Annotated in this window: 27 protein-coding genes and 1 pseudogene; 8 read left to right on the top strand and 20 right to left on the bottom strand. The window is 63.3% G+C overall.

Features of this window, described 5'->3' with window-relative positions; genetic code table 11:
- Positions 1-75 precede the first annotated feature (75 nt).
- From pdhA to P6U24_RS16775, 7 genes are all read left to right on the top strand, one after another.
- Positions 76-1,140 (top strand): pyruvate dehydrogenase (acetyl-transferring) E1 component subunit alpha, encoded by a 1,065-nt coding sequence (pdhA, locus tag P6U24_RS16805; RefSeq protein ID WP_407160182.1) that lies wholly within the window; start codon positions 76-78, stop codon positions 1,138-1,140.
- Positions 1,133-2,113: an alpha-ketoacid dehydrogenase subunit beta gene (locus P6U24_RS16800; protein ID WP_407160181.1), complete on the top strand. Its 981-nt coding sequence runs from the start codon at positions 1,133-1,135 to the stop codon at positions 2,111-2,113. The genes pdhA and P6U24_RS16800 overlap by 8 nt, the downstream gene beginning before the upstream one ends.
- Positions 2,114-2,133: 20 nt before the next feature.
- Positions 2,134-3,234: a dihydrolipoamide acetyltransferase family protein gene (locus P6U24_RS16795; protein WP_407160180.1), complete on the top strand. Its 1,101-nt coding sequence runs from the start codon at positions 2,134-2,136 to the stop codon at positions 3,232-3,234.
- Between the two features lie 106 nt (positions 3,235-3,340).
- A complete protein-coding gene (gene dinB / locus P6U24_RS16790) occupies positions 3,341-4,444 on the top strand; it encodes a DNA polymerase IV (protein WP_407160179.1) in 1,104 nt (367 codons plus the stop codon).
- Between the two features lie 283 nt (positions 4,445-4,727).
- Positions 4,728-5,426: a transcriptional repressor LexA gene (gene lexA, locus P6U24_RS16785; protein ID WP_407160178.1), complete on the top strand. Its 699-nt coding sequence runs from the start codon at positions 4,728-4,730 to the stop codon at positions 5,424-5,426.
- A 420-nt stretch (positions 5,427-5,846) separates the two neighbouring features.
- Positions 5,847-6,296, top strand: coding sequence for a hypothetical protein (locus P6U24_RS16780; RefSeq protein ID WP_407160177.1), 450 nt, complete (start codon positions 5,847-5,849; stop codon positions 6,294-6,296).
- Positions 6,297-6,529: 233 nt separating this feature from the next.
- Positions 6,530-6,712 (top strand): hypothetical protein, encoded by a 183-nt coding sequence (locus tag P6U24_RS16775; RefSeq protein ID WP_407160490.1) that lies wholly within the window; start codon positions 6,530-6,532, stop codon positions 6,710-6,712.
- Positions 6,713-6,786: 74 nt separating this feature from the next.
- Here the strand turns inward: P6U24_RS16775 and P6U24_RS16770 are convergent, their stop codons facing one another.
- From P6U24_RS16770 to P6U24_RS16755, 4 genes and pseudogenes are all read right to left on the bottom strand, one after another.
- Entirely contained in the window at positions 6,787-7,419 is a 633-nt protein-coding gene (locus P6U24_RS16770) for a glutathione S-transferase family protein (RefSeq protein WP_407160176.1), read from the bottom strand.
- A 100-nt stretch (positions 7,420-7,519) separates the two neighbouring features.
- On the bottom strand, positions 7,520-7,837 hold the full coding sequence (locus P6U24_RS16765) for a methyltransferase domain-containing protein (RefSeq protein ID WP_407160175.1): 318 nt from the start codon (positions 7,835-7,837) through the stop codon (positions 7,520-7,522).
- On the bottom strand, positions 7,834-8,508 hold the full coding sequence (locus tag P6U24_RS16760) for an aspartate/glutamate racemase family protein (protein ID WP_407160174.1): 675 nt from the start codon (positions 8,506-8,508) through the stop codon (positions 7,834-7,836). The genes P6U24_RS16765 and P6U24_RS16760 overlap by 4 nt, the downstream gene beginning before the upstream one ends.
- A gap of 103 nt (positions 8,509-8,611) precedes the next feature.
- A pseudogene (locus P6U24_RS16755) lies at positions 8,612-9,986 on the bottom strand (ComEC/Rec2 family competence protein); the annotation flags it as partial.
- Between the two features lie 48 nt (positions 9,987-10,034).
- Here P6U24_RS16755 and P6U24_RS16750 point away from each other — a divergent pair.
- On the top strand, positions 10,035-10,238 hold the full coding sequence (locus P6U24_RS16750) for a hypothetical protein (protein ID WP_407160173.1): 204 nt from the start codon (positions 10,035-10,037) through the stop codon (positions 10,236-10,238).
- 43 nt (positions 10,239-10,281) lie between these two features.
- Here P6U24_RS16750 and P6U24_RS16745 read toward each other — a convergent pair whose 3' ends face one another.
- From P6U24_RS16745 to P6U24_RS16670, 16 genes are all read right to left on the bottom strand, one after another.
- Complete coding sequence (locus tag P6U24_RS16745) at positions 10,282-10,434, bottom strand: hypothetical protein (protein ID WP_407160172.1); 153 nt, start codon at positions 10,432-10,434, stop codon at positions 10,282-10,284.
- Positions 10,435-10,457: 23 nt separating this feature from the next.
- Positions 10,458-11,168, bottom strand: a complete 711-nt coding sequence (locus P6U24_RS16740) for a hypothetical protein (RefSeq protein ID WP_407160171.1) — start codon at positions 11,166-11,168, stop codon at positions 10,458-10,460.
- A gap of 353 nt (positions 11,169-11,521) precedes the next feature.
- Positions 11,522-15,070: a hypothetical protein gene (locus P6U24_RS16735; protein WP_407160170.1), complete on the bottom strand. Its 3,549-nt coding sequence runs from the start codon at positions 15,068-15,070 to the stop codon at positions 11,522-11,524.
- A gap of 12 nt (positions 15,071-15,082) precedes the next feature.
- Entirely contained in the window at positions 15,083-16,198 is a 1,116-nt protein-coding gene (locus tag P6U24_RS16730) for a hypothetical protein (RefSeq protein WP_407160169.1), read from the bottom strand.
- 9 nt (positions 16,199-16,207) lie between these two features.
- The gene (locus tag P6U24_RS16725) at positions 16,208-17,605 is read right to left on the bottom strand and encodes a glycosyl hydrolase family 28-related protein (RefSeq protein WP_407160168.1); all 1,398 of its coding nucleotides are present in this window, start codon (positions 17,603-17,605) and stop codon (positions 16,208-16,210) included.
- 176 nt (positions 17,606-17,781) lie between these two features.
- Entirely contained in the window at positions 17,782-18,072 is a 291-nt protein-coding gene (locus P6U24_RS16720) for a hypothetical protein (RefSeq protein WP_407160167.1), read from the bottom strand.
- 29 nt (positions 18,073-18,101) lie between these two features.
- On the bottom strand, positions 18,102-18,470 hold the full coding sequence (locus tag P6U24_RS16715) for a hypothetical protein (protein ID WP_407160166.1): 369 nt from the start codon (positions 18,468-18,470) through the stop codon (positions 18,102-18,104).
- Entirely contained in the window at positions 18,463-18,984 is a 522-nt protein-coding gene (locus tag P6U24_RS16710) for a hypothetical protein (protein WP_407160165.1), read from the bottom strand. The genes P6U24_RS16715 and P6U24_RS16710 overlap by 8 nt, the downstream gene beginning before the upstream one ends.
- Positions 18,984-19,205 carry a hypothetical protein gene (locus tag P6U24_RS16705; RefSeq protein WP_407160164.1) on the bottom strand — a complete coding sequence of 74 codons (222 nt, stop codon included), beginning with the start codon at positions 19,203-19,205 and terminating at the stop codon, positions 18,984-18,986. The genes P6U24_RS16710 and P6U24_RS16705 overlap by 1 nt, the downstream gene beginning before the upstream one ends.
- A gap of 3 nt (positions 19,206-19,208) precedes the next feature.
- Entirely contained in the window at positions 19,209-19,673 is a 465-nt protein-coding gene (locus tag P6U24_RS16700) for a hypothetical protein (protein WP_407160163.1), read from the bottom strand.
- Positions 19,670-19,879, bottom strand: coding sequence for a hypothetical protein (locus P6U24_RS16695; RefSeq protein ID WP_407160162.1), 210 nt, complete (start codon positions 19,877-19,879; stop codon positions 19,670-19,672). The genes P6U24_RS16700 and P6U24_RS16695 overlap by 4 nt, the downstream gene beginning before the upstream one ends.
- Positions 19,879-20,598, bottom strand: a complete 720-nt coding sequence (locus tag P6U24_RS16690; RefSeq protein WP_407160161.1) for a hypothetical protein — start codon at positions 20,596-20,598, stop codon at positions 19,879-19,881. The genes P6U24_RS16695 and P6U24_RS16690 overlap by 1 nt, the downstream gene beginning before the upstream one ends.
- A complete protein-coding gene (locus P6U24_RS16685) occupies positions 20,595-20,771 on the bottom strand; it encodes a hypothetical protein (protein ID WP_407160160.1) in 177 nt (58 codons plus the stop codon). Before P6U24_RS16685 ends, P6U24_RS16690 begins: the two co-directional genes overlap by 4 nt.
- A gap of 860 nt (positions 20,772-21,631) precedes the next feature.
- Positions 21,632-22,822: an AAA family ATPase gene (locus P6U24_RS16680; RefSeq protein WP_407160159.1), complete on the bottom strand. Its 1,191-nt coding sequence runs from the start codon at positions 22,820-22,822 to the stop codon at positions 21,632-21,634.
- The gene (locus tag P6U24_RS16675; protein ID WP_407160158.1) at positions 22,801-23,244 is read right to left on the bottom strand and encodes a hypothetical protein; all 444 of its coding nucleotides are present in this window, start codon (positions 23,242-23,244) and stop codon (positions 22,801-22,803) included. The genes P6U24_RS16680 and P6U24_RS16675 overlap by 22 nt, the downstream gene beginning before the upstream one ends.
- A gap of 66 nt (positions 23,245-23,310) precedes the next feature.
- Positions 23,311-23,538, bottom strand: a complete 228-nt coding sequence (locus tag P6U24_RS16670; RefSeq protein ID WP_407160157.1) for a helix-turn-helix transcriptional regulator — start codon at positions 23,536-23,538, stop codon at positions 23,311-23,313.
- Between the last annotated feature and the right edge of the window lie 38 nt (positions 23,539-23,576).

The raw sequence follows: 23,576 nt of genomic DNA, 5'->3' as shown, positions 1-23,576 counted from the left end.
AATGAACATTCGTGGGAGGCAGAATCGCTCCGGAGAGAGAGCGTGGCCAGTCGAAGAACACATCAAGAGCTCCCCGTGATCGCGCGCTTCGAAGTGCGCCAGCGCAACTACCTTGCGCCAGACGGCTCGATAAACCGCGCCCTTCCCGCCTTCGCATCCGATGCCAAGCTGCTCATTGACCTGTATCGGGCCATGGTGCTCCTGCGCGTCTTTGACCGAAAAGCTGTCGCATTGCAGCGTACTGGCCGGCTTGGAACATATGCCGTTTCGCTCGGCCAGGAGGCAGTGTCGGTCGGGATAGCCAGTGCGATGCGGGAGGAGGACGTGCTGCTGCCCTCCTATCGCGACAATGGCGCGCTGATCTGGCGTGGCGTCAAGCTGGAGGAGATTCTGCTGTTCTGGGGCGGCGACGAGCGAGGCAATCACTTCTCCGGACCAGTCCACGATTTCCCATTCTGCGTTCCGGTCGGATCTCAGGCGCCGCACACCGCTGGCGTTGCCTATGCCTTGAAGCTGCGCAAGGAACCACGTGTCGCCGTCTGCATGTTCGGTGATGGTGCGACGTCGAAAGGCGACGTCTACGAAGCCATGAATTTTGCCGGTGTGCACAAGTTGCCGGTCGTGTTCGTCGCCGTCAACAATCAATGGGCCATATCGGTCCCGCTATCGCTGCAGACCAGTTGCGAAACATTGGCGCAGAAAGCCATTGCCGCGGGATTCAGCGGCGAACAGGTGGATGGAAGCGACGTGCTGGCGATGCGGGCCGCGGCTGAAGAGGCTATTGCTGCAGCCCGCGACGGCAAAGGCCCCCGCTTCATTGAGGCGGTGACGTACAGGCTCGGTGATCATACGACCTCCGATGATGCATCACGCTATCGTTCGGCCGAAGAAGTCCAGGCGCATTGGAAGGAGGAGCCTGTCACGCGCTTAAGGTCATATCTCGTCAACCAAAAAATGTGGAGCAAGTCGGACGAGGAGCAGCTCGCCGCCGAGTGCCATGAGCGCGTCGAGGCGGCGGCCGAACGCTACCTGGCAACGCCACCGCGCCGACCCGCAACCATGTTCGATCACCTCTATGCCGATTTGCCCGAGGCCTATGCCGCGCAGCGCCGCGAACTCGTGGGAGACGACAATGGCTGAGGTGACGTTGGTCGAAGCCATCAATCTGGCGCTCGCTCGCGCGATGGAGGATGATGCTGGCGTGGTCGTGCTCGGCGAGGACGTCGGTGTCAATGGCGGCGTTTTCCGCGCGACGGCGGGCTTGCAAAAGCGCTTTGGATCGGAGCGCGTGCTGGATACGCCGCTTGCCGAACTCTTGATCAGCGGGCTCTGCGTCGGCATGGCAGCGCAAGGATTGCGGCCGGTTGGCGAGATCCAGTTCATGGGATTTCTTTATCCCTGCCTTGATCAGCTGGTGAACCACGCATCCCGCATGCGCAACCGCACCCAGGGACGGCTCTCCTGTCCCATGGTTCTGCGCACCCCACACGGAGCCGGCATTCGTGCGCCCGAGCATCACTCTGAAAGCACCGAGGCGATGCTGGCCCATATTCCCGGTCTGCGTGTCGTCATGCCGTCTTCGCCGGAACGCGCCTACGGGCTTCTCCTCGCAGCGATCCGCGACCCCGATCCAGTCGTATTTCTGGAGCCGACACGCCTCTACCGCTCGGCCAAAGGCGAGGTGGAGGACAATGGCGAAGCCCTGCCTCTGGATCGCGCCTTTGTGCTGCGGGACGGTCGCGACCTCACTTTGATCAGTTGGGGTGCGGCGCTGAAGGAGACCATGGCCGCTGCCGACACGCTGTCTACCGAAGGCATCTCCGCCGACGTCATCGATCTCGCGACTCTAAGACCTTATGATGAAGAAGCCGTGCTCGGTTCGGTCGCAAAGACCGGACGCTGCATCATCGTGCACGAGGCCGCGCGCACCGGCGGATTCGGAGCCGAGATTGCGGCTACGATCGCAGAACACAGCCTGTCCTCGCTGCTTGCACCTGTGACGCGCGTCACCGGCTACGATACGATCGTCCCGATGGCGCGTCTTGAGCAGTACTATATGCCATCGGTCGAACGCATCGTGACCGCGGCGCGCAAGGTGTGTCAGTTCAGCTAGACCTCGACGGACTTCGCCCCATGCGCCAATTCATGCTGCCGGATCTCGGAGAAGGTCTTGAAGAGGCGGAGATCGTAACCTGGTACGTCAACGAGGGCGATCATGTCGTCACCGATCAGCCGCTTCTCTCCGTCGAAACCGACAAAGCGGTCGTTGAGATACCATCGCCCTCGAGCGGGCGCATCGCGCACCTGTTCGGCGGCAAGGGAGACATGGTGAAGGTCGGCACGCCCCTGGTCGAATTTGCCGAAGGCGCCGAGCAAGACACAGGCACGATCGTCGGCGAGCTGGGTCGCGGCGAGCATCCGCAGCCGACGGGAATTCACTCCGCGCGGCCAGGCGGCCAGGAATCTCGGGCGTTTCCGGCGGTACGCGCACTCGCGCGCAAGCTGAACGTGGCCCTTGAGCTCATCGAAGGCACGGGACCCGACGGTACGATCACGCGCGCCGATGTCGAAAGGGCCGCGAAGGGGATGGCCCAGACCGGTCGCGCCGAACCCCTGCGCGGCATGCGCCGCACGATGGCCCAGCGTATGACGGCAGCCCATGCGCAAATCGTCCCCGCCACCGTAACCGATGAAGCCGACATCGACGATTGGCCGACGGGCGAGGACGTGACAATCCGCCTGGTACGGGCCATCGCGGCCGCCTGCAAGGCACAACCCACGCTCAATGCCTGGTATGATTCCCGCACAGGAGAACGCCGCCTGATCGCCCGAATCGATCTCGGCATCGCCGTCGATACCGAGGGCGGCCTGATCGTTCCTGTCTTGCGTAATGTCGCAGAGCGGAGCGTATCGGACCTGCGGGCTGGCCTCGACCGCCTGCGCGCTGACGCAATCGCGCGCTCGATACCCCCGGAAGAGCTACGTGGTGCGACCATTACGCTGTCGAATTTCGGGATGATCGGCGGCCGGTTTGCCAATCTGATCATCGTGCCGCCGCAAGCGGCAATCATCGGAGCGGGTCGGATCTCACAGCGGGCAGTCGCGTATCGGGGCCAGCCTGCGGTGAGGCGCATGCTGCCCTTGTCGCTCACCTTTGACCATCGCATCGTGACCGGTGGCGAAGCTGCTCGCTTCCTGGTCGCGCTCAAATCGGATCTCGAGCTGATGTCTTGAACCACCTGCCTGCCATGTCCTGAAGAGAACTCGAAGAGACGCGGCAAGACCGACGAGGTGCAGGCATGGCGGCGACTTGCGTTACGGACTCTTGTATAGTCCGCGCATGGCCGAACCCGATCCAGAGCGAGGTGCCTCGGCGGCGCCTCATCGCAAGATCATCCATATCGACATGGATGCGTTCTACGCGTCGGTGGAACAGCGAGACAACCCGGAGCTTCGAGGAAAGCCGGTCGCGGTGGGCGGCTCGGCGGAACGAGGCGCTGTGGCCGCTGCGAGCTACGAAGCCCGGAGGTTCGGCGTGCGTTCGGCGATGCCGTCGGTCACCGCGAAGCGACAGTGTCCGGACCTGATATTCGTGAAGCCGCGCTTCGAGGTCTACAAGGAGATCAGCCGGCAGATCCGCCACATCTTTGCCGAGCATACGGCAATTATCGAGCCGTTGTCGCTCGACGAGGCCTATCTCGATGTCACGGAGAACCTACAAGGCATCCCGCTGGCCAGGGACATCGCGCTGCGGATCCGCGAGAAGATCAAGGCCGAGACCGGCCTCAATGCCTCGGCCGGCATTTCCTACAACAAGTTTCTGGCGAAGCTTGCCTCCGATCACCGAAAGCCAAACGGACAGTTCGTCATCTCTCCCGAAATGGGTCCGGCCTTCGTCGAATCGCTACCTGTCGGCAAATTCCACGGCATCGGCCCGGCGACGAGCGCGAAGATGAACCAGCTTGGTATCTTCACGGGCCTGGACATGCGCAAACAGGCGCTGGAGTTCATGTGCGCCAACTTTGGCAAGGCCGGAGCCTACTACTATTGGATCTCGCGCGCCGTCGACGAACGGCCAGTCCGCGCCAACCGAATCCGGAAATCGGTCGGTGCGGAAAACACATTCCGGACCGATCTTGCCGAACTCGACGCCATGATCGCAGAGCTCGAGCCGCTGATCGACAAGGTGTGGCGCCACTGCGAGTCAGTCGGCAGTCGGGGGCGAACCGTGACGCTGAAGATCAAGTTCGCGGACTTCGAGATCATCACGCGCAGCCGATCCGTTTCTACGGCTGTCGCGGACCGTGACGATCTCGCACGCCTGGCAATCGGTCTGCTGGAGAATGCCATGCCCCTTCCGAAGGCGGTGCGCCTGCTGGGAGTATCTTTGTCTTCCCTGCTGGGCGAGAACGACACGGACCCGCAACTGGATTTCAGTATTTGACGGAAAGCCGCTCTTGGTTTCACAAGAAGGGGGAACACGGAAGCCTTGTGCTGGCCGCCGAACCGTCGTCGATTTTTGCCGGGCCAGATAGACCCGGTTTTCCTGCGCTCGATATCGTCAAAACCGGGCGGATTCACCCCAAATTAATGATTGCGGAACACATATCGAACATATAGTGTCCGTTCATGATTTGTTTCGAGTATCTTGCGGTAACGCAATTCCGGACCTTCGCAAGCGACCAGTCGCGGAGCTCGGACGACATCAACCTGGGGACTTCATCGAGATGCTGACGCGCAAACAGTACGAACTCCTGCGGTTCATCAACGAGCGGCTCAAGGAAGCCGGCGTGCCGCCGTCATTCGACGAGATGAAGGATGCGCTCGACCTGCGCTCGAAGTCCGGCATCCATCGCCTCATCACCGCACTCGAGGAGCGCGGCTTCATTCGCCGCCTGCCCAATCGCGCCCGCGCGATCGAGGTGATCAAGCTGCCCGAGCTGTCGCAGGCCGCAGGCAACCGGCGCGGCTTCACGCCCTCGGTGATCGAAGGCAATCTCGGCAAGGTGCGCACCTCCACGCCCGCGCTGGATGACGGCGAGCGGCCGGTCGCCGTTCCGGTGATGGGCCGGATCGCCGCCGGTACGCCGATCGAGGCGCTGCAGACGCGCAGCCACACGATCAGCGTGCCGGCCGACATGCTCGGCAATGGCGAGCACTATGCACTCGAGGTGCGCGGCGATTCGATGGTCGATGCCGGCATCCTCGACGGCGACATGGCCTTGATCCAGCGCAACGAGAGCGCCGATACCGGCGACATCGTGGTCGCGCTGATCGACGACGAGGAGGCCACCTTGAAGCGCTTCCGCCGCCGCGGCGCGTCGATCGCGCTCGAGCCGGCCAACACCGCTTATGAAGTCCGTATCCTGCCGCCCAACCGGGTTAAGATCCAGGGCAAGCTGGTCGGGCTGTATCGCAAGTACTAATCCCTGCGGCGGACTTGCCGTTTGCGTGCAGGCGCAGCGCGCCCCGGTGCAAACGTCAGATCCAAAGCCGGACGGGTACGATAGACTGACGAGTGCTGCTGCGTTGCCGAAGTTCGCCGGAGTTGGTCTCTCGCGGGGCTGATGCGAACTTGCTGAAACGGGGGCCTCGTTACGCCGGCCCGCGAACAGGCGGCCGTGTCGGACTGATGCTGCGTGCCGAAGGTATTTGGCGGCAGAGTGATTTTGTGCGCTCGCTTTGCCGTAGGTTAAAGCTCAAACGCTTGTGATCGAGCTAGCCTATGGTCAGCGCAGAATTGCCGTGAACGACGCGCTAGGATTACGATCGATGTCCACTCTGATAGAGGCCTGCGCCTTTCCGGGGGGAGCGCGGGTCGGCTATCTCGAACGAGGAGCGATCCGATGTGTGACTATAGCCTGCATGCTGTTGCGTCCCGCCCGGCGAAGGTGGGTGAAACGCTGATGTCGACGACGTTCCGCGGCACGTCGACCCGTGGCTTCGCGTCCGAGAGCGAGCCCGGTGTCGCGGTTTGCATGCTTCCCGGAACGGAATTGGCATTCGAGGACGACGTCAAATATGACAGCCGTTGGTTCTGGACCAAGACGGTCCGTTCGCGCGTCGCCAAGTTCAACACGCTCGAGCGCCATGTCCCGGATCGTCATCACGACGCGATCGAATTCGCCGACGGCACCCGCGTGCTGGTGACGCAACTCCGCGAAGGCCAGCGCGTCACAGTGCTGCAGCTCCCGGTGACGGGAAAGCCCGCCGACCGCAAGTCCGACGTCCCGGCTGCGACCGCCGCCGCGACCCAAACGACGACGACACCAATAAGGCCGATATCGATAACTTAAACATAGAGGCGCCCACGCTTGATGGGCCCACGTTCAGCCCTCGGCGGAAATGATGAGGTCGCCGAGGGGGAGAGCGTGTTGTGGCCGATGAGATTGCTCCGAAAAGCATTTCGCAGATCACTGCTCCGCGGGGGCTAGGTCCCAAGCTTGGTTCGCAACAGCCTGCAGGGCCCAAGATCGTTGGAAAGATCACTTGGCAGAAGGCCGGGCGCGTGGTCGAGCCCGGCCGCTACATGCATCGGTTCGGCTGGCTCACGGTGACCGCCGAGGATCTCGCGATCTGGCGCCAATATCCTCAGGCCGAGTTCACGATGCTGCAGCTTCCGAAGTCGCACCAAGATGCTCCGGCGGAGGACGCCCTGTCGGACCTCGACGAGTATCATCTGGGCACCTTCGAGCTGCCACGTACTGGCTGATAGCTCGTCTTGATGCCAATCGGCCGCGCTGTGTTTCAGGCGGCAGGCCGGTCATGGCGCATGCGGCGACGTAATCAAGCAATCGAGATATTCTCCTTGGCCAGCACGCGCTGCACGGCTGGCCGCTGCAATACCCGTTGGGCCAGACGGTGCCATGCCGGATAGCTCGCCGACATATCGAGACCGACGCGTGCGCCCCATCCATAGAACACCAGCAAATAGGGATCGACCACGGAGTAAGCGCCGGGCAGCGCCCAATCGCGGCCGTCACTGACCAGGCTTTCGATATAGGCATATTGCTCGCGGACGTTCTGTTGTCCCTTGCCCTGAACGGCGGCGTAATCGCGCTCGTCTGCGACAAAGCGGTTCGGCCGCCAGATCTGGCCGTAGGACATCGCGTGCACATTGCTGGACAGCCAGTTCATCCATTCGATGGCGCGCGCCTCCCCGGCCGCGTCCGCAGGCAACAGTCCCGCATCGGGATGCCTGCGCGCAAGATAGAACAAGATGGCGTGCGCTTCGGTCAGCAGGTCGTCCGCACCTCCGATCCGCCCAGTGACGCCGGACAACGCCGGAATCCTCCCCTTGGGATTTTTTGCCATCCATTCCGGATTTGTCGTACCGACACCGCCGAGGTGTCCGCGGGACGACACCAGCTCCAATTCGTAGGGTTTGCCGATCTCCTCGAGCACGATGTGCACGGCCATGGAGCACGCGCCGGGAGAGTAATACAAACAATGCATAGGCATTCCTGCGAAGTTAGCTCCCGCTTACGAAGCTCTTTCCTCATATGGCATCGCCCAGAGGTCAAGCCGCAGCTTTCGCCGTGAACCGCACGCGGTCGCAGCCTTCGGCCGTGCGCCGAGCGAACGTCAGCGCCGCAGCCGACACGTCCATTCCGGTGACCAGACCGTCCGGGCCAACGAGGCTCGCAAGCTCCAGCGCGGTTTCGCCGCCACCGCAGCCGATGTCCAGCACGTTTTCACCGGGGCGAGGCCCAAGCGCGGTCAACGCACGGCGGCCGAGCGGCGCGAGCTGCAATTCCAGGAGGTCGCGAACCTCCGCCCATGCGGCCGCCCGCAGCTCGTCTTGGGCCGGCGGAGGCGACGAACTGATCCCGCTCATGCTGAAAGCGCCAGCCTTGCAATCGCGTCGACATGAATGGCGGCGCAGTCAACCAGCGGAAACGATGCGTGATCCTGGCTGAAGACCAGCGCGAGATCGGTGCCGCCGAGCATGATGGCCTCGGCGCCGTTCTCCTCGAGCAGCTTGCGACTCACATGATTGAAGATCGACCGCTGAGCCTCGGTCGCAACACCCGAAGCAGCCATCGCCACATAGGCTTGATGCACGTCATCCAGGTCGCTTCCGCTCGGCGGGATGATTTCGGCGCTGCGGATGCCGCCATAGAAGCGCGTTTCCATAACGGTGCGCGTTCCGAGGATTCCGATCCGCTTCAGACCATTTTTGTCGACGGCGTGGCCGACCTCGGCGATCATGTCGACAACCGGCAGCGGCGATACCGACTTGAACGCTTCGATGCAAAAGTGTCCCGCAATCGAGGTGACGACGACGCAACCGGCACCGGCGGCGACGAGACGGTCGGTAAGCCGCGAATAGATCGCCACCTGCGCCTCGATGTCATTGCGCGAGAGATTGCTGAGCAGCGTCTGCGTGTCGGCATGCACGATCGTTAGCTCCAGCGCCGCCTTCCGGCTTGCGAACGTCGCTATCAATCGTCGGTAGTAAAAATCCGTCGCGGCGGGACCAATCCCTCCGATAAGACCAATGTGCATGTCTTCCTCCGGCCACCCCATGCGTTGCCGAACGCACACAGGCGCATCTTGCGTTGCCAATCAAGCAGACCGCTGAGATCGCAGCAATGTGCTTGCGCGGTTGTTAGTCGTCCTGCTGCTGATCGGCCTCTGGCGGCGTTGCATCCGGCGTACGCGATGACGGCGGGCGCGGCGTCAAGCTGGTGTCGAATTCGCTCGCATCCGCTGCGCCTGGCCACCATGGCCGATAGATTCCGTTGGGCCTGACCGCATCGACCGCCAGGGTTGGACCCTCTCGGCGCAGCGCGAGCGCGCCCTGATGCGACAACCGCTCGCGATCGACCACCGCGGCGGCGCATTCCCTGGGCGCCTGCCGCACTGTCACGACCAGAGCGGTGCGCGCGCAATCGTCCGCGAGCGCGTCCGCGCGCCATGACAGAGCGATGAGGCGCCCATCGGCCATCGGCACCACGCAACCGGCATCGTCGCAGGAGACGCCCTCCCCCAGCGACGGATCGGTCGGGAGTCGCGCATCGGCATCGGCCGCAAGCCATTCCTTCAGCAGAAACACATCGTTCCCGGTGCGCATCAGATGCAGCCGGCCATCACGGCCGCGCACCGCGACGTTGCGGCTATCGCCGGAGATCAGCACGTCCGGCAGCGGCGCGGCCGCGGCCCAGCAGACGCCGGCCGCGAGCAGAAGCGCGCCCGACCAGCGCAGCGGCGTGCGCAACAGCCCGATCAGGATCAGGCCGAGACTCATCGTGATCAGCGGTCCGGTGCCGAAGGCGGCGACGCGGCCGACCGCGCCGGGCAGCGCGGCGACCCAGCGTCACCGCGATCATCCAGTCGATGCCCCAGCCCATCGCCGACCAGCACCAGCCGTCGAGCCCGAACGGCGCCGTGAGCAGCCCGAGCAGACCCATTGGCATCACCACCACGGAGACCACCGGCATCGCCGCGAGATTGGCCAGCACGCCATAGGGTGTGACGCGATGGAAATGAAAGGCCGCATAGGGCGTGGTCGCAAGGCCGGCGACCAGCGAGGCCAGCAGCAGCACGATCAGCTCGCGTCCGCCCCATAGCGCCATGCGTCCGGCAAGCGAGCTGTCTGGCGTCGCAAACAGGCGCGGCATGCCGATCTGCACCAGCGCGACGAGGCCGAGCGTCGCGGCAAACGACATCTGGAAGCTCGGATGCACCAGGGCTTCCGGCGCCATCACCAGCACGATCAGCGCGGCCACCGCCAGCGTGCGGAAGGTGATCGCGCGGCGATCGACCATCATGGCGATCAGCACCACCGCCGTCATGAAGAATGAGCGTTGCGTCGCGACCTCCGCGCCCGATAGCAGCAGATAGAACGCCGCGGCCACGAGCGCGGCCGCGGCCGCCCATTTCTTGATCGGGCGGCTGTCGGCGAGGCCTGGAACCAGCGCAAGCAGCGCCCGGATCACGAAGAACACGACGCCGGCGACCACCGCCATGTGATAGCCGGAGATGTGTCAACTGCGTTTATTCTCGAATTAATTCAATGCTCTAGCCCTATATTGCTTCCCGATATTCCCGCCTGGGAAGCGAATGGACACCAGAACGAAACGTTCGGCTACGTCCCCGAGCCGGGCGAAACGCTGGTGCACTCCGACGACGTCGCGGTGATCCTGGTCTATCGCTATGGCCGGCCGATTAAGGTCATCTATCCCGACGGTCGCGTCGAGCCGTTCACCGGGGCGGTCCGCGATCGCCCGAACTGAAGCGCGGGACCGAAGCCCCGCGCCCTGCTCTGTCAGCGCCGGTTCACGAATGCTCTTGGTATCGGCCGACGGCCTCGATCGCCGCCGTCCGCGCGTAGCACTCGATCAGCGTGGCCGCTGTCTCGATGCTGATGGCTTCACGGACCATCTCAGCGAGCTCGCGGGCGGCTTGGTTGGGCGCCGGCGCGACCGTCACCCTCGGAGATTCCGGGCGGCCGCTCATCGCTGACGCCCCTCTGCCAGCTGCCGAAGCTTGGCCTCAATCGCCCGCCGGTCCGCCATCGGCAGAGTGGTAACCACCTCTGCGAACTCTGCGCCGGTCATGTTCGGCCCCACCTCGATCGCGTCGTCCTTGAAGATGCGGCCGCGGCCCTCGAACAGCCATTCGGCTTGAACCCCGTGCTTCAGGCAGAAGCGTCCGATCTCCCGATGTCTGAGCGTCAAGGGCCACTCGATCTGCTCCTCGGAAAGCTTAAGGATTGCGGCAACCTTCCTGATGCGCCGGCGCATGGCCTCCCTGAACTCCCGCCGCTCTTGCTCGGCCTTGCGCTTCGGGGGAGCAGCCTTGACACCGCTCGCAAGCTGGTCGGCAACAGCCGCCTCGATGGCCACGCTCAGCTTGTTCTCGGCCTCGGTCAGCACCTGGATTTTGGCCGCCGCCTGCTCGCGCACGCCTTGCAATCGCTCCTGGATCTTCCTCAGCTTCACCCGGGCCTTGTGGATGTCGAGCCGGACATCGCGCACCAGGTCTGTGTCGTCCGATTCTAAGATCATGTCATAGCTGCGGAACGCGAACGTGTGCATGCTCGGCCCGCCACGCTCATATGGCTTGCGTAGTGTGCTGCGGCTCGGAATGGGCTCAGCAGACTCGGTACTCACAGGGGAAACGAGGCGCGCAGATGCGCTCCGGAAGTCGATGATGTTGGACATGGTGGTGCTCTGGATTGCCGGCTTTCGAAGGCCGGGTGCCAGTGGACAGCACTGGCGCCGGGAAGTTCGAAACGCCGCCAGAGACGACGCGCGACGGCCTTTCCCCGAAGGGTCTTGTATAGCCGCCGCCTTCCCGGCATAGTGATGCCGTTCACGCTGGCGGCTAACCAGCGCGTCCTAATCGATGGCGAAAGCTGATCCCGGCAAGGATCGCCCTGCCATCGCCCTGGTGCCAAACAGGCCCGGCAAGGCCTTTGGCGGGAGTTTCGAAGCTCCGCCGAGCATCATCAGTGATTTGCACCTAACGGTCAATTAACATCCCGCCTCGCGGGGCGCCTCGGCGCGCCTGCGGGTTACCGCCTGCGCTCGAACCGAGCCCGTTGTTCCGGCGTCGCATACTGGAAGAAATCCAGCAGCGTGCGGCCGCGCAGCGATGATGCCGGGTCGATCGCGCTCCGGGTGAGCCCGCGCTGCATCCCGTCCGGAACGCCGATGGCCCTCATGGCAGCCTGCGCGCCGGCGATATCCCCGCGCTGGATCTGCTTCTTGATGTCGGGCCAGGCGAGACTGAACCGCGCCTCAAAGTCTTCCTTGGCCTCCATTTGCTCGCCGCGGCGCGGGCCGCCTGGTGCGCCTTGGCTGGTCGTGAAACCGAGAGCAGGCCCGACAAGGCGCGCAACGTTGATGGTCTTGTCACCATCCCCGCGCAGGAGATCGCCGATCGCGGCGAATTGCCCCTCGGGAAGATGCTTCATGACGATGTGCTTTGCGACCGCCCACGCCGTGTTGAGATCGCCGCGAATGGTGCTGTCATGCTCGTTATAGACCTTCCGGCCAAAGCCGCTGTCATTCATGAGCACGTCGAGCAGGCCCGATGCGATCGGGCTGAGCTTGCCGCGGATCATGGTCATGGGCTTGGTGGCGTATCCCGTCATCTCCTCGCCAAACTTGCCCATGGGAATGCGCGCATAGATGCCGGTCCCGCGCGAGTCGTTGCCGACATAGGCCCGATCCTGCTTCCACGGCTCGTTGTCCCACGTCGGGCTTAGTCGCGCGAGCAGGTGCCGCACCTCGAAGGGATCTTCCTTGATGGCGTCGACCGCGTCATGCCAGCGCCTGACATAGCCTTTCAGCTCATCACTCACGGTCGAGTCCCGCGCGATGACATTGAAAGCGTGCTGCACCAAGGCGTTCACAGTGTAGAAAAGCCCGACCGACATCGCGATCGTGGAAACCGCCTTGCGGCGCGCGATCGACTTCGCGTCCTTCGATATCCCGGCAATGGCCTCGGCCGCTTCCGGTCCCAAGCTTTCCGCGCTGATCGGCATTCCGAAATCCCGCTCGATCTGGGCGAGCAGCGGCTTCGGCAGGCCGAACGCGGCTTGCTTGAACGTCGAGAGGTTTCCCAGCGTGAAGGATCGCGAGAACAACAGCATGTTGGCGGTCGCGCGAGCGCCGGCCGACATCGCTTCCTTCGGGATCGAGCCGACGATGATGTTCGAGAAATGCGTGGCGATCCGGTCAGCCATCAATCGGTCAACGCCCTTGGCGACAAGCTTGTCGCTGATGTGATCGGCCAGGCCAAAATGCACGTCACGAACACGGTCCCATAGCAACGTGTTGTGCCAAAAGTCGCCGGCCTTATCGATCGCCGCTGCGACCTTGTCGCCGAGCCCTCCAACAGTCTGGTTCGGCCGCGCCTCGTCGAATAGGTCAGGGATCATGCGGGCAATCTTTGCCGTCAGTGAGCGGCCAGGCGCGCCAAACTCCGGCGCCTCCATCTCTCCCGTGAGATCCTGATAGGACGCGCGCTTGCCGATCGGGTTCAAGCCGCGCTCGATCAGCTCTTGCGCTCGGCCGGTTACGCCGTTCACGATGCGGTTGCCCTTGAGGTAGAGGCCGAGCCCCATCCATTCGCGACCGCCGGCAGCCTCCGCGACCTTTCCCCATACCACTTGGTTGTGGATCAGCGGCGAATTGAGAATCGCCGTCATGGCCTTGCCCTTGAGCCCCATCATGAAGCCATAGGCCGATGGCGCGCCCGGAATCGCCTTCATGACGGACGAAGATTCGTCGAGGATCGCTTTCATCGGTCCGCGAAATTCCGGGTGCATGTAGATCGGGACCGGCTCAAAGATGATGTTGCCGTTGCCGTCGCGCAGCGGGCCGATTGTGCCGTCCGCCTGCTCGCCCATCTTGGGCCGCCACTTCCTGAACGACGGATGATCGATCGTAAACCAGCCCTGCGGCTTCGTCCCGTATGAGACCGTTTCGTCTCCCGTCGCTTTGCCGATCGCCTCGATCTGATTGATCATGTTCCGCCAGACTGCAGCCTCCTGCAGCCGCGCGGTTGCCAGCGGCAGAACGCGAATATTGCGGATCAGTTTGACCTTCTCGAGTGCCGCGGCAATTTCCTCCGGCGTCGCTCCCTGATCGGTCATGCGCGAGCGCACTAACTCTTGCGCCGCCGCTTCCGTCTCGTGCGCCTCGAGGTGGCCGCGGTGTAACATCTGCGCCGTGCGCGTGAACACGTTCCGGCCGAGCTCGTTGAGCGCGCGCGGTGCCATGGAGTCGCTCGCCATCGCAACGTTTGCCATCATGCGAGGCGTGTATGACGGCAGCCCTTCGCCCTCGACCAGGCCGGCGTCGACTGCCTGTAGCCAGGCATCCTGTGATTGCGCCTGCAGCTTCTCAACGGCCGCGCGCTGTTCCGGATCAAGCCGGGAGAGGCCGATGTTCTCGTTTGCGATATCGCCGGTCTGCCGCGCGACGCTCTCCTCGTCCGCGGCGCGCCACATATTGTCGAGCGCCTCGGCATCGAATTTCTTGACCAGGTCCGCATCAATCCGCGCGTGATCCCAGCGAATGCGGCGAACGCTGTTCACTGCATCCTTGGCCGGCACGATCGCGCGCTTCGATCCGGTCGCCATGGGATCAAGCAGGTATTGAATGTTGGTCGCGAGCCCGTTCCAATCTTCCACTGCCTTGCTTGCCTGCGCTGCCAGCCCGGGCCGAACCGGCTGCACGTCGGGAGATGGCAATTCCGTCGGATCGGTGCGGGCCGCAGACAATGACATCGGCGCGCCGTCCGCCGCCAATAGCTGGCCCTCCTCACCTTCCATCGGGGATTTCACGACGAGCGACGGCGCCGTGATCTCGTGCTTCAGGAACGCATCCCGTTCGGCATCATGCACCGCCTCGGCCGGGTGGATGCCGTCCTCGCTCCAGATCCGGCGGAGGTTCGGCTCGGCGTGCGGCGAGTCCAGCACCTTGCCCGCCAGGGCAAAGTCCTGCTGCGTAGGCAGTGATCCCACGGTTTTGTCCAGCACCACGGCACCGTCCACCGACGGCCGCGAAAACCGACCCATGCCGCCCTCGATCATCGCCCATTCGCCAAGGCTGATGATGTCGCGGCGAGCCATTGCGGCGCTGCCCTGAGAGCCGCCAAACTCGGAAACAAGTTGCTCCATTGCACCGCCGGCGCCATGCAAGCCGCCGGACAACGCGCGGTTGATGCCCTGCCACAGTTGAGCCGCCGGCATCATCAATGCTTCGTTGGCGAGCTGCAGGGGTCCTGGCCGGCCGGATGCAGGATCATGAAAGACGCCCTTCTCGATCAGGTAATTGAGCGTGGCGTCCTCAAATCCCGTCGGCGTGCCGGTGCCAGCGCCTTCCTTGGCGCCTGCAATCGCCGCCTGCATGATCCGACTGACCGCCCGGCCGGCCTGCAGGCGCGCGACGAACGCCTCTGGGATCTCCTGCGGAGCCGGAAATTCAAGCGCCGACGGATCGATCGGCCTGTCTAACGGATGAACTGGCTCCCAATCTTCATCCTGCGGCTGCTGATGAACCGGCTCCCAGTCTTCATCATGAGAGCTCGGCGCGGTCGATTGGTCTGCCATCTGAAATCCTGATCAGTTGATCCGAACTGCGGTGATCGTAGAGGCTTTGGCATCGATGCCGTTGCTCGATGCGATCGAGCCTCCGTTAGCACTTGCATTGGTGCAGCTGATGCGCAGGTTGCCGGCTGGCGATGCCAGGACACCGGAAAGGTGAATGCCGCTTGATGTGCCCACTGCGCTCGGCGTCTTCACGCCGCTGTCGATGACCGTGGTGCCATCCCATAGCTTGCATGCAATAACATTGCCGGCCGCGTTAGGTGCGAGAGACACATTCCCAAGGACGAGCCACGTCCCTGACGATCCCTGCGCGATAGTCGGTCCGTCGTAATAGGTGCTCTGCGTTGTCATCGTGACGGGGCTGGCAAGGCTGTTCGTCAGCGCAGACATCCCGCCCAGCCTTGCGGCTGGGAGCGTCCCAGAGGAGATGTTCGAGGCGTTGGTGGCATCCGTGGAGCACGACGCGCTCGCATTTGACAGATCAGCGCAGGCGGCCTGCGACACTACGCCCGAGCCGTTGGCTTTCAGGGCACCGGTGATGGTGCCGGCGCCACCGCGCGCGGCCGCGAGCGTGCCCGAGCTGATGTTGCTCGCGTTGGTCGTGTCGGTGGAGCACGACGCCGCACCATTGGAAAGGTCGGCGCACGCCGCCTGAGCGATGCCACCGCCTCCCGTTCCCTTCAGGGCGCCAGTCTGCGTGATCGCAGCCTGGTAGTCGGTTCCAGCGACCGCATTAGCGAAGCCACCGCCGCTCGCCTTCAGGATCGAGGTGCCGATGGTGGCCGGAGCATAATCGGTGCCCGACACCGCGGCGACCACGCCGCCCGAGCCATTGCCCTTGAACAGGCCAGAGTTCGGCGGGGTCGTCCCGTTCAGCTTGGCGACGGTCGGGTTCGGGTAGGTGCCGGACAGATCGCCGCCGGCGGTGCCGGCCGCGTTCGAGAGACCAAGCTGACCCAAAGTCCCCAGGAACTCCTGGAACGTCATCGCATAGCCGAGGCCAGTGCCGACATTGCCGCGGCCGACGATCGTGTTCGGCGGCAGCACCAGGGGGTTCGGAAGCGGGGATTGCGCCAGCGCCATCGAAGGCGCCAGCGCTGCGAGGCAGGCAATCAGGATGGACTTGCGCATGGGTTCTTCTCAGCAGGTGATGGAGATGTTGGCAGCGCAAGCGCGGCCACCAGCTCCACTGATGGTTAATGAGAACGTTCCGGTAGATCCTACGACCGACATTGATCCGGCGTTATGTTGAACAGCTGCGCCGAACGTGTTCCCTATCATCATTGCCGCGTGGACATGATTGATAAGGACCTGCGAGTCGAAGATGGAGTTCTCCATCTTGAGATACCCGTTATTTGTTGCATCGTCGTAATAGAATGCGTACGTCGCTCCTTGGACCGAGAAGTCGCACTGCACAAAGTAGTTTTCTGCCGTTGTGAGACCGGTCGCATTGGCTCCCTGAATAAATCCATAGGTCGCCGGAATGACACCTGGGTTCACACTGTCGAACTTGCAGCGCAGATACCAGTTTGCGCCGTTGCTCAGCACATTGCCGGTATATCCAGCGATGAAGCTGTTGAAACAGAGCCCGTCTGTCCCCGTGGTCTGAAGCCCATAAGAGCCGAACCACACGCGGCTGTTATAGATGTTCGCTAAGCAGTTGTTGCCGACGATGATCGCGGCCTGCGTGGCAGCTGCATTCTGGTAGCCGTAGATCGATAGCCGATCGATCCCGCCATTAAGGCCGCCGCTAGGACACGTGTTGATGCTGCCGCCGGTGCCCGTATAAAAGTTGAGGACATGACTATCTGACGCGACCTTGATCGCCGCGCTGTCAATGCTTGGGCCAACAAGCCAGATGCCTCCGGAGATGTGGAGCCCGCCGCCTGAAACGAGATACGTACCGGGCGAAACGAAAACCGTGCCGCCTGCGTAGGTCGAATTCAGATAGTTGATGTGGCATTGGATCGCGGACGTGTCATCGGTCACGCCGTCGCCTACGGCCGCCGGGCAGCCTTGTGCAGCCGACTTCACATCGAACCACGGCTGTCCCCCGAACCGCGTCACACCCTGGAAGTCATTCGTACCGCTCCAGACGTTGTTCTGCGCCAGGGGCGAACCGACGCCGGGTAGCTGCGACGGGCTGGAATACTTGATCTGCCCGGTGGCGTGATCGTAGATCGGCAGAAAGTCCAGCGTCGCGTTCGGCGCAGAAAGGTTCGGCAGGTTCTGGATGGCGAAGGCCTGGGGCGCGGCCGTGCCGCTCCCAGGATTGCCCATTAGCGTGCCGCCGCCCATCTGCGGCAGGTCGGAGAAGATCAACGACCGCGGCGACATAGCACCCGCGCCACCGGAGGTCGGACCGGCAAGTACCGTATTTGCGGCACCCTGCTGCGCGGCCGATAGTAGGCTGGTGATGGGGACGGGCTGCCCCGGGCCAGCACCGATGCCCAACCTCCCGAACACAGAATTCGCAGGCATCGTGGTCGGAAACTGTTGAGCGGCGACGAGCGCGGGCGCCAGTACAAGCAGCAGCATCGTCGCTGCTACTAACTTCGAACTGCGGCCATGCATTTGAATCGAGCCTTGTAGCTTGATGTTTGGCCGGTATCCTCATCGGGGCAGCCATCTCCTTTCGTTGCCGTGTCCTTGCGGGGGCATTTACGCGGTACGCAATCATGAAGGGGACGGGGCAGGCATCCCCTGGAGCTCTGTCACGAGCTGCTGATGACGCTCGTTGAAACGGTGTGACTTCCGAACGGGATACGCCACCGAAAGGCGGTAGCCGCCGGATCGAGCCGTGATGTTTTGACGCTGCCGATTTCTGTCTTCATGAATCGCATTCTCGGGTCGAGTTGCATCCAATTTCCACCGACTAACTGCTCTAGCTCTGGCGGGTCGATGCCATCGGCAATCGTGCCGGAAATGCTCGCGTTGATTTTGGCACCAGCCAAAGTGAACGGCTGCGAATTCGTGGTAATATTCGAATGTGAGACTGTGGTCACGTGTTTCTCCTCAGCTTGATCCTGTTAGTTCACGAGTGTGGCGGACCAGAGTGGGCCGACCTGCAGGGAAACATCTTTTCGATCGCACGCACGAGGCTCGGATTGAGATTGCAGAATGCCGCGAACGTGTCCCGCTGGGCGTAAATATCGAGCGACTTCGACGCACCGAGTTTCATTGCTTCCTTGACGATCTTAAAGCCCTCGTCGCACATCGGCTCTACAATGGAGACAATCTCAGGCGTGATGCTCGTATCGAGCATCTTGTCCAGGTGCTGCAGGAAACATAGGCGCATCGTCTCGGGCATTTCCCCCTGAAGCGCACGCTTCGTCACGGACATCAGCACGAGCGTATAGCGATAGCCCGGCGGGACATGGGCAAATGATAAAAGTTCAGTCATGGCGTACCGCCTTGCCATCGATTACTGTCGGCGCCGGCAAAGCGAATTTCGCCGACAGCTCCGCAATGCGCTTCATGGTTTCGGCAGCTTCCTCGGCGCTCAACTTGATCTCACCCTCGACCTTCACAACCGCTTTCGACTCCACCGGCGAAACGCGGTCCATGACGATGCCGAGTGCGCGACCGAAATCTCGATGGCCTGGGTTGTCCAGTACTTTCTTGAGCGCGCGCACGGCATGGGGACCCAGCACCGTCAGGTAGGCTTTCGAAACCTCCTGAATAGCTGCCTGCACCTTCGGGTCCTGGTTCAGCTGATAGGCCAGCTGCGCGATCGATTGCCGCGAGCTGCTTGCTGTGCCGTAGCCGGCCGCCCGTGCCGCGTGGACGCCGCTCCCGTGAGCCTTCGGTGCGTTGAACAACTCGAGCACATACCGTCGCTGCTTCTCGGTCAAAGCCTGCATGGCCGGACCAAAGTTCGTGCGCTCGACCGAGACATTTTGCGTGCTGTTTGCCATCAGTTCACGAGCGTCGGCGGACCAGAGTGGTCCCACTCCAGCGCGTTCAATTCGGAATATGCTGATTTGAGCACGGTGGCAGACGCAACAACCCGCGCAAGTTCATCTCCATGAGCGCTCCGAGCTTCTTCGATCGCCGCAATCTCGGCGGAGTCGAGCGAGGTAACAACTTCCCGCTTCTCGCCAGTCACCTGATTTACGAATTGCGTGAAGTATCGCATCGGTCATCCCTGCTTGACGGGCGCCAGGCGCATCGCCGACGCGATGTTCAGCAGTCGCGCCGCTTCGGGATCGCCTTCGAAGAGGCGTTTCATGAACGCCGGATCGCGCTTCCACGATTCCACTTTTGCGTCGACTTCTGCGCGCAGCTCGGGCGTGATCGCCAGCTCGCCGGCGACATATTTGGAGACCTCATCACCGACCGGCGTGCCGCCGGGCAACCCGACCGACATAAGGTGATCACGAAGCGCGGCCTGATCGCGCACCTCGGGAGCATTGAACGCGGCCGCAGCCGTGGCGAGCTCGTTGAACTCGCGAAGTATGTCTACATTGCCCGCCTCGAGCCCGGTCCGCTTCGCATCGTCCGCATAAAACGCGGTCAGCTTGTCCTGCGGCGAGACCGGCTGCGTCGCGCGATAGGCCTCGCTCATCTGTTGGAGCGCCGCCGCCGGGTCGGTGTTGTCCGTCATCGGATGGTATCCCCATCATTCGGCGCAACCACGATCCCGAGAATGGAGCGCGCCGCGTGCCTGTTAGCCAGCGTGATCGGGCCGCAACCCTGGTCGCTGGCGAAGACCGGGTGCTTGCACACGCCGACGGTCGAGATCACACACCGCTCCTCGGTGCAGCCGTTCGGGCAAGTCTCAAGGGTCATGCCGGTGAAATCGATCGACATCAGGCTGCATCCTTCGTGCTGTCGGCCGTGGCAGCGGCCATCTGTTTCTCATCGAGCGCCGCCACCTGCTCCTCGACACTGCGGACGATTGCCGTGTTCGCAGATGTGAACTCCATGATCGCCGGTGCCTGCTTGCGATAGTTGCGCTGGATCGGCGAAGGTGGCTTCGCAAAGGGGACCGCCCATCGGCCGCGGCCGTCCTTGCGCTCCGGAGCGACACGCCAGAGCTCGGCCAGGATCAGCGCCTCGCCAGAGCCGAACGCAGGCCCCATGGTGCCGAGCTGGCCCATTGCGATCGGTGGCGCCGACGTGCCGAAGGGAATGGCGGTTTGTGCCGTCAGCGTCGCCTGCCCGTAGGCTGCGAAGGCGGTCGCCATCGCTGCGGCGGCCTCCAGCAGATCCCCCATGGCCCGCTCGCGCGCCGACATCGCCGATTTGAACGCCGCCAGCTGCTCGGCCCGCATCTTCGCAGCGGCGGCCGCGATAGCCTCGCGGTCGAGCCGCTCGCCCAGCACGAGCGCACGCTCCAGCTCAGCCACCTCGCGATCGGCCGCGTCGACCCTGGCGCGCAGCTCGGCAAGCCGTTTATCGGCCCCGCGGACGCCCTCCGCAGCCTCCAGAACAGCCCGATCGAAATCCGGGTCGAGTACCGCCCGGGCCGCGCGCGCAGCCTCCAGGCGGGCTGCTATGGCGGGCGCATGAGTGTTGCTGGTCATCATGCTGCCCTACCCGTTTCGGCCGCGACAACCCGCGCCACCGCGGTCTCAATCAAGACTCGGCGCGCGAAGTCCGACAGCGTCCGCCCCTCGGCCGCGGCCAAATCCTCAAGCGCTGCCTTGAGCGGCGCTGCCACTCGAATTTTCGGCAGCTGCTCTTCTCGGACCTTCTGCATCGGTCGCCGGCTCCTCTCATTGCGTCGGCTGAATCTTCCGCTGGGTCGCAATGGGATGCAACGCACTCCGAAGCTCGGTTTTCGTACCTATTAGTCGGGAGTAGTCAGGAGAGGTCACCGTCCACAGGATTGTGCGGTCCAAAATTTTCAGAACCAGTCGCCGCCAATTTTTGAAAGCCGGTCCGCGAAAGCGGGTGATGATGTCGATTATTGAAAGCGTCGGCCCGTCTTGGGGTACCCCGGCATGGGTGGGGGTCTTTTTCGAGCCAATCCCATGCGTTTCGCGCGTTCAGCCGTTTCGCCAGGCACGCTGCTACATGACTGGTACTAATCGGACGCTGCGGCATGTAGTTGCGCAATACCAATAGGTTGCCGGCGTTTCCATCCTGTCCGAATGGACGAGGGAAGCACCTGGGAAGCACCTCATTGATTTTGCTGGGCGGATTGTGGCTTGGCAGACTGATGTGTGAACGATGCTCAGCGGATTGCTGGCGATCAATGCTGTTGATGCCGCAACGAGGTCCTTCCCGCCTTCCCGAGCTTTGGCCTGTCAGCCCTCGTGCGTGTGCGTGGTCTGCTTCAACAGAGTGAAAGACTGAGTTGGCACCCGTGCGCGAAAAGCCTTCCGGCTGGCTTGGCGATGGTCTGTCGAGAGCGGTTTCGATCCAGCGGAGCGCCAGCGCAGCGGATCGGAAGCGCGGGCGGAATGCGCGCGCGAGATACAGGGGGGTGTGGGGGGATTGAACACAGGGGGATCGCAGTGGATCGCAGCTTGATCGCAGGCGGATAGGCAGATGGAACGCAGGCGGGTAGCAGGCGGATCGCAGGCTGAACGAGTGGATCGCAGGCGGATCGCAGGCTCATGCGATGACCTTTCTCGCGATGCGGCGCGTGCCCTTGGAGGGCGGGCCGTAGGGTACGTTCTCGATCTCGCCGGCAGCGAACAGCCGCTCTTGGGCGGCTTGGAGCGCGCGCCAGGTGAGGCCTGCGGCCTGCGGCATCTCGGCGAACGCTTTGGGCGCATAGCCGCGGCCCTTGGCGTGGCAGACGTGCCGGCCCTGCGCCGTCATGATGTCGAGACAATCGAGATAGATCTGATCGGCCTGCGAATGCGCTGCGGCCCGCTCAGGGGCGCTGGCCGAGGCCTCTGGCACGAAGCAGCCATCTTCCCAGCGCAGCCGCACCTTCGCGCCCGCGGGGCCATAGTTCAGCTTCTTGACCTCGAGCACGCGGCTGGTGCCCCCATCGTCGTCTGTCGTGGTCTCGAGGTGCAGGCGCGCCCTGGTGGCGTTCTGCCAGTCCATCGAGCCGCCGCGACCGGTCCCGCTGGTGATGCCGGACAGACTAGGATGGTCGAGCAGCAGCACCGCGCAATCCGCTTTGCGTGCCAGCTGCCGGAACAGCGACACGAACATGCGAGCGTGCACCCGGTCGTTCTGGTTGCCGCCGAACGTCGCGGCGATGCTGTCGACCACGATCAAGGCCGGCCGGATATTGTCCGCTGCCGTCTCCAAAGCCTGGAACAGTCCCGTCGGCTCCATGGTGCCGTCGCGCTTGGAGACGCCGAGCAGGCAGGCATCGGGGTTTGCAAAGTGGAAGTGGAGATTTTCGAGCTCGCTCGGGTCTAGCCCTCGCTTGCGCGAGACGCGCTGCAGCCGGCGCCGCATCTCCGCTTCCGGCTCTTCGCCTGAGAAGAAGATTACGGGCCCGGCTTCGCAGGTGGTGCAAAGCCAGTCGCCAAGGTCGTGCGCCACTGCCACAGCGAGTTGCAGCGCCACCGTGGTCTTGCCGCCTCCGCCATCGCCGCTCAGGATGGTCACGTCACCTGCTGGGATACGGTCGGTCGCCAGCCAGCGCATAGGCTCCAGCGGCACTCCTCGCCATGACGGCGGCGAGACCAGCGACAGCGCCGGCGCATTAGCCTGCGGCTCGATTACCGGTTCCGCGTCAGCCCATTCCGGATAGCTGTCGTGCGGTGGCGGCTCATCGCGCTTCGGCAGGCCGATCCCGACGCGGGCAAACGCCTCATCTACGCTGCTGCGGTCGAGCATTCTTTCGCCTTCCAGAGCTTGTGGAGATGGACTGCATCGCGCGGGTGGCGCGCCAACCAATCGGCAATGCCGTCGGTGCTCTCGGTGCGGACGACGTACCAGAAGGCGTCGAGAGTAGACCTCGGCGTCTGATAGGCGCGCCGCGGAGACTCGGGCACCAGCGGGATGTCGTCCGGATCGATCTCGGGCTGCGGCCGAAGCGGACCGAACACGTCGGCCATCACGGCTTGCGCGGCATCAACGTCGGAGATGCCCCAGCGCTCTCTTATCCACTCGCAGGTGTCGATCGCGCGATGCCAGTCGATCCAGCCGCGGGCAAGCATGAAAGCCTCGATCTCCGCATATTCACGGAAGTCATCGAGGTCGCCGAAGATCTGACCGTCAGAACTCTTGAAAGGCGCGGCGGGCTGCTGTACGTGCACAGTGCTGATCCGAATTTGCTGATCCACAAATGCGAGCGCCGCCCGGCCAGGGGCGGCGTTTCTCGTTTACGCGGCAGTTTCGATGAGGCGCGACGCCTGCCAGCGGCGATTCTCGCCGACGGTCACACCGATGCGCTTTTCGGAAAGCTGAATGAACCGGGGGCCCTTCCCCGCAGAGATGATGCGCTGACCGGTCGAGCGTGAAAATCCATTGAGCTCACACCACTGCATGAAGCTCAGGACGCGATCGTCATCAATGGACGTGCCGGCGTCGCCTTGCGGATTGTAGTTCATACCGAATATCTCCTGCGCTTTCGTAGCGTCAGGAACAT

Source organism: Bradyrhizobium sp. STM 3557 (assembly GCF_045571465.1).
In the GTDB taxonomy this organism is placed as follows: domain Bacteria; phylum Pseudomonadota; class Alphaproteobacteria; order Rhizobiales; family Xanthobacteraceae; genus Bradyrhizobium.
Note: the sequence above shows the minus strand (reverse complement) of the source record. Positions and strands in the feature narration are given on the sequence as shown.

Bases quoted from the DNA above. Each gene is read 5' to 3' on its own strand.
- P6U24_RS16800 (WP_407160181.1), top strand. From the start codon at position 1,133: ATGGCTGAGGTGACGTTGGTCGAAGCCATCAATCTGGCGCTCGCTCGC.
- P6U24_RS16795 (WP_407160180.1), top strand. From the start codon at position 2,134: ATGCGCCAATTCATGCTGCCGGATCTCGGAGAAGGTCTTGAAGAGGCG.
- dinB (WP_407160179.1), top strand. From the start codon at position 3,341: ATGGCCGAACCCGATCCAGAGCGAGGTGCCTCGGCGGCGCCTCATCGC.
- lexA (WP_407160178.1), top strand. From the start codon at position 4,728: ATGCTGACGCGCAAACAGTACGAACTCCTGCGGTTCATCAACGAGCGG.
- P6U24_RS16780 (WP_407160177.1), top strand. From the start codon at position 5,847: ATGTGTGACTATAGCCTGCATGCTGTTGCGTCCCGCCCGGCGAAGGTG.
- P6U24_RS16775 (WP_407160490.1), top strand. From the start codon at position 6,530: ATGCATCGGTTCGGCTGGCTCACGGTGACCGCCGAGGATCTCGCGATC.
- P6U24_RS16770 (WP_407160176.1), bottom strand. From the start codon at position 7,419: ATGGCCGTGCACATCGTGCTCGAGGAGATCGGCAAACCCTACGAATTG.
- P6U24_RS16765 (WP_407160175.1), bottom strand. From the start codon at position 7,837: ATGAGCGGGATCAGTTCGTCGCCTCCGCCGGCCCAAGACGAGCTGCGG.
- P6U24_RS16760 (WP_407160174.1), bottom strand. From the start codon at position 8,508: ATGCACATTGGTCTTATCGGAGGGATTGGTCCCGCCGCGACGGATTTT.
- P6U24_RS16740 (WP_407160171.1), bottom strand. From the start codon at position 11,168: ATGTCCAACATCATCGACTTCCGGAGCGCATCTGCGCGCCTCGTTTCC.
- P6U24_RS16735 (WP_407160170.1), bottom strand. From the start codon at position 15,070: ATGGCAGACCAATCGACCGCGCCGAGCTCTCATGATGAAGACTGGGAG.
- P6U24_RS16730 (WP_407160169.1), bottom strand. From the start codon at position 16,198: ATGCGCAAGTCCATCCTGATTGCCTGCCTCGCAGCGCTGGCGCCTTCG.
- P6U24_RS16725 (WP_407160168.1), bottom strand. From the start codon at position 17,605: ATGCTGCTGCTTGTACTGGCGCCCGCGCTCGTCGCCGCTCAACAGTTT.
- P6U24_RS16715 (WP_407160166.1), bottom strand. From the start codon at position 18,470: ATGACTGAACTTTTATCATTTGCCCATGTCCCGCCGGGCTATCGCTAT.
- P6U24_RS16710 (WP_407160165.1), bottom strand. From the start codon at position 18,984: ATGGCAAACAGCACGCAAAATGTCTCGGTCGAGCGCACGAACTTTGGT.
- P6U24_RS16705 (WP_407160164.1), bottom strand. From the start codon at position 19,205: ATGCGATACTTCACGCAATTCGTAAATCAGGTGACTGGCGAGAAGCGG.
- P6U24_RS16700 (WP_407160163.1), bottom strand. From the start codon at position 19,673: ATGACGGACAACACCGACCCGGCGGCGGCGCTCCAACAGATGAGCGAG.
- P6U24_RS16695 (WP_407160162.1), bottom strand. From the start codon at position 19,879: ATGTCGATCGATTTCACCGGCATGACCCTTGAGACTTGCCCGAACGGC.
- P6U24_RS16690 (WP_407160161.1), bottom strand. From the start codon at position 20,598: ATGATGACCAGCAACACTCATGCGCCCGCCATAGCAGCCCGCCTGGAG.
- P6U24_RS16685 (WP_407160160.1), bottom strand. From the start codon at position 20,771: ATGCAGAAGGTCCGAGAAGAGCAGCTGCCGAAAATTCGAGTGGCAGCG.
- P6U24_RS16680 (WP_407160159.1), bottom strand. From the start codon at position 22,822: ATGCTCGACCGCAGCAGCGTAGATGAGGCGTTTGCCCGCGTCGGGATC.
- P6U24_RS16670 (WP_407160157.1), bottom strand. From the start codon at position 23,538: ATGAACTACAATCCGCAAGGCGACGCCGGCACGTCCATTGATGACGAT.